The following is a 2,837-nucleotide window of genomic DNA, read 5'->3' as shown; positions in this document are numbered from 1 at the left end:
CTGCAACTCGCTGCAACGCCCTGCGACATGTCACCGGGAACGCGAGTTACGAAAAGCCTATTGGTTTCAGGACCTTGCCTGATTCCGAGACCTGGCTTCCCAAGCCGAGGGTCGCGGGTTCGAGTCCCGTCTCGCGCTCCATGAAATCTGAGTTGGATCGCGGAGTTGCGCCGTCTTCCGTTGGCGCCTTTGCGGTGTCCCCGTCGGGAGGGGCCGTCTGGGGCCGTTCGGGGCCGCCGGAATCATCGATTCCCCCGAACTCGGCGAAGCCGAGGTCGCCCTCCGCCTCAGTCATCCAGTGGGCGTAGACGCGAAGCGTGAGTTCGGGGTTGGCGTGGCCGAGCTGCCCCGCAACCCAGCGCACGGAGCGGCCCGCGGCAATGGCGCGGCTCGCGTAGGTGTGGCGCGTCGTGTGGAACGGCAGCTTGCGGACGCGGTGCTTCTCTACCGCCTCCCGCCGGATCCGATCCCAGGAGCGCGTGAAGTTCCGCTCGTTCAGCGGCCCTCCGCGGGCGTCGCAGAAGACCCAGGGCGGAACCTCCTTCCAGCCCCGGGCTATGATCTCGCGACGCCGCTCGCCCTGTAGATCGAGGAGCATCTCGGCCAGGCCGACCGGGATCATCACCGGGCGGGCTCGCCCGCTCTTGGGAGTCGTCGGTTCGCCTCGTACGAGTGCCCGGCGGATCGTGATGCGGCGATTCCCGAGATCGATATCCGCCCACTGCAGGCCGAGGATCTCGCCCTTCCGGCAGCCCGTGGAGAAGGCGAAATGGAGCAGGGGGTAGAAGGGCCGCTCGTGGAGACGAAGCCGCGCCGCTCGGTAGCTCGGATCACTCGCTCGGTCTTTGTCCTGAGGGCCCCGTGCCTCGGAGATCCAGCGGTCACGGCGGGCGGCGACCTCGAGCAACGTGGCCACTTCTTGCTCGGTCCAGGCGTCCGCCTGACGAACCTCGGAGGCCAGGCTGCCGGTGACGCGCCGGATGAGTGTCCCGACGCGCGCCGCGGGATTTCGATCCAGCACCTCGTCTTCCACCGCGAGGGAGCAGACCCGGCGAAGAATGCTGAGAGCGTTCTGGATGGTGGCTGGGCTGAGCCCCTCGTCGAGCTTGCGCTGGATGAAGTCGAGCAGGTGATTCCGGTGCAGGTCGCGGAGATCGAGCTCGCCGAAGAACGGTGCCAGATGTCGATCGATCAGCCCGAGCGAGGATACCTGTGTCGAGGGCTTCAGTGTTGGCTTGTAGCGCCGGTGCCACGCACGGAGCTGCTCGGCAACGGGCAGGGGAGGGCGCGCCTGCTCGCCTGCCGGATCGAAGGTTCCGAGCGCAATCGCTGCGTTCACCTTCGTGGCCACCGCCTCCGCTTTCTGCTTCTGCGTCTTTGTCGCTCCGAAGCGGCGCTTGTGACGCCGGCCCTTGTGGTGAACGTCCAACCACCACGCGTTCTTGTACCACCGGACCTTGGCTGCCATGCCCTCAGACTACCTCCGCGAACCGCGGGAGAAACGGTCTCTCCCCGGATCGACACCTCGATCGAAAGGACCGTCGGTCCATCGATTCCAGCGGAAAGCCTGGCACTTCCGGCTGACAGATCCGGTCACGCTCAGGCTACTTCTCGAGCTCACGAACGATCTCCTGTGCGAGCCTTTCCGACGCCGCGCGCTCGCCGACTGCCTTGCTCTCGAGCCATTCGCGCAACGCGTCCACAGGGACCAACACGCGGGCACCCAGGTGCACGTGCGGTAGCTCCGGCAGGACGGAACGCAGGTGGCGTTCGGAGACGCCGAGTGCGCGCGCGGCTTCCGGCAGCGAGAGCGCGAGGCGCGCACCGAGATCCACTCGTTTTACCTCACGGGAAGCCGGTTCGGGGCGCACCAGAGCAGCGCTTCGTTCGCCGCTCAAAGGGCGGTCTCGAACGACGGATTGCACCGCTCGTGAGAGAGAGTGGTATCGAAAGCAGGTTCCATGTTCCACCTCTGTAGGTGTGGAACACAGGGCAGCCTGGCGGGCATGAGTGGATGTACCAGAGGGGGCAGTGGGTGGCAATCAGCGCGGCAATTTTGTTGGTAGGTATCGGTCCGCGGACCGGAAAAAGAGTGATGGAGTCGGTGTGGCTCCCGAAATCCAGTCTCCACGCACTAAGTCCGCGTCCCTGCTCGGGATCTCAGCGAATCCTCCATCCGTTTATCTTGCATTACGATTTGCCGCCTCCATCAACCCCCAGAATCTCCAATCTGGCCCATCAGTCGTCGGCCACGACCTCGACGGTGAGCACCGCGAGGCCGCAACCTTCGGAAGCCTGGTGGGGCGCGAAGTGGAGCCCGTAGCGACATCACGGGCGTTCGCAGACAACACTGCCGTACCCGGGTGCTCGAATGCCGCCACGAGCTCCGCGTCGAACTGCTCCTCGTGCGATCCAGCATGAACCACGTGTGCTTGGCAGAGGCCCCTGGCGGCGCAGTGGAAGTCGCCAGATCCGAAGTGAGATGCGGAATCGAAGCTCGCCGGAGGCGCCATCGCCGTGCAGCTCGGTGTGAATCAGAAAGCAGCCGCCTGGGCGTTGCTCGCCTCTTGAGGACTCCCGAGATGAGAGGCCTCCTCGGTCGGCGTGAACCCAGGGAATCCCGTCGGCGTGAAGCCCGGTCCCCGTATTGGCCCGGTCGGCAACTCTCGCTTTCCGCAGGCTCTTCCTGGCGTGGTATACCGTTCGCAGAGCTCGCCGGTTGTGGATACCGAACTCGCAGCCCGCTCCCCCTCGCACCCGGGCCATCGCACCTCCGGTGTTGCACCGGCATACGAGCGGCACCGACCCGAGGAGACCGTATTACACGAGGTCGTCCG

The 2,837-nt window shown here is 65.6% G+C and carries 2 protein-coding genes; both read right to left on the bottom strand.

Going from position 1 to position 2,837, the window contains the following annotated elements; genetic code table 11:
* Positions 1–46 precede the first annotated feature (46 nt).
* Entirely contained in the window at positions 47–1,468 is a 1,422-nt protein-coding gene (locus GY937_12315; protein MCP5057491.1) for a site-specific integrase, read from the bottom strand.
* Between the two features lie 136 nt (positions 1,469–1,604).
* Positions 1,605–1,898, bottom strand: a complete 294-nt coding sequence (locus tag GY937_12310) for a helix-turn-helix domain-containing protein (GenBank protein ID MCP5057490.1) — start codon at positions 1,896–1,898, stop codon at positions 1,605–1,607.
* Positions 1,899–2,837: the final 939 nt, after the last annotated feature.

It is taken from the genome of bacterium, from assembly GCA_024228115.1.
Classification (GTDB): domain Bacteria; phylum Myxococcota_A; class UBA9160; order UBA9160; family UBA6930.
Note: the sequence above shows the minus strand (reverse complement) of the source record. Positions and strands in the feature narration are given on the sequence as shown.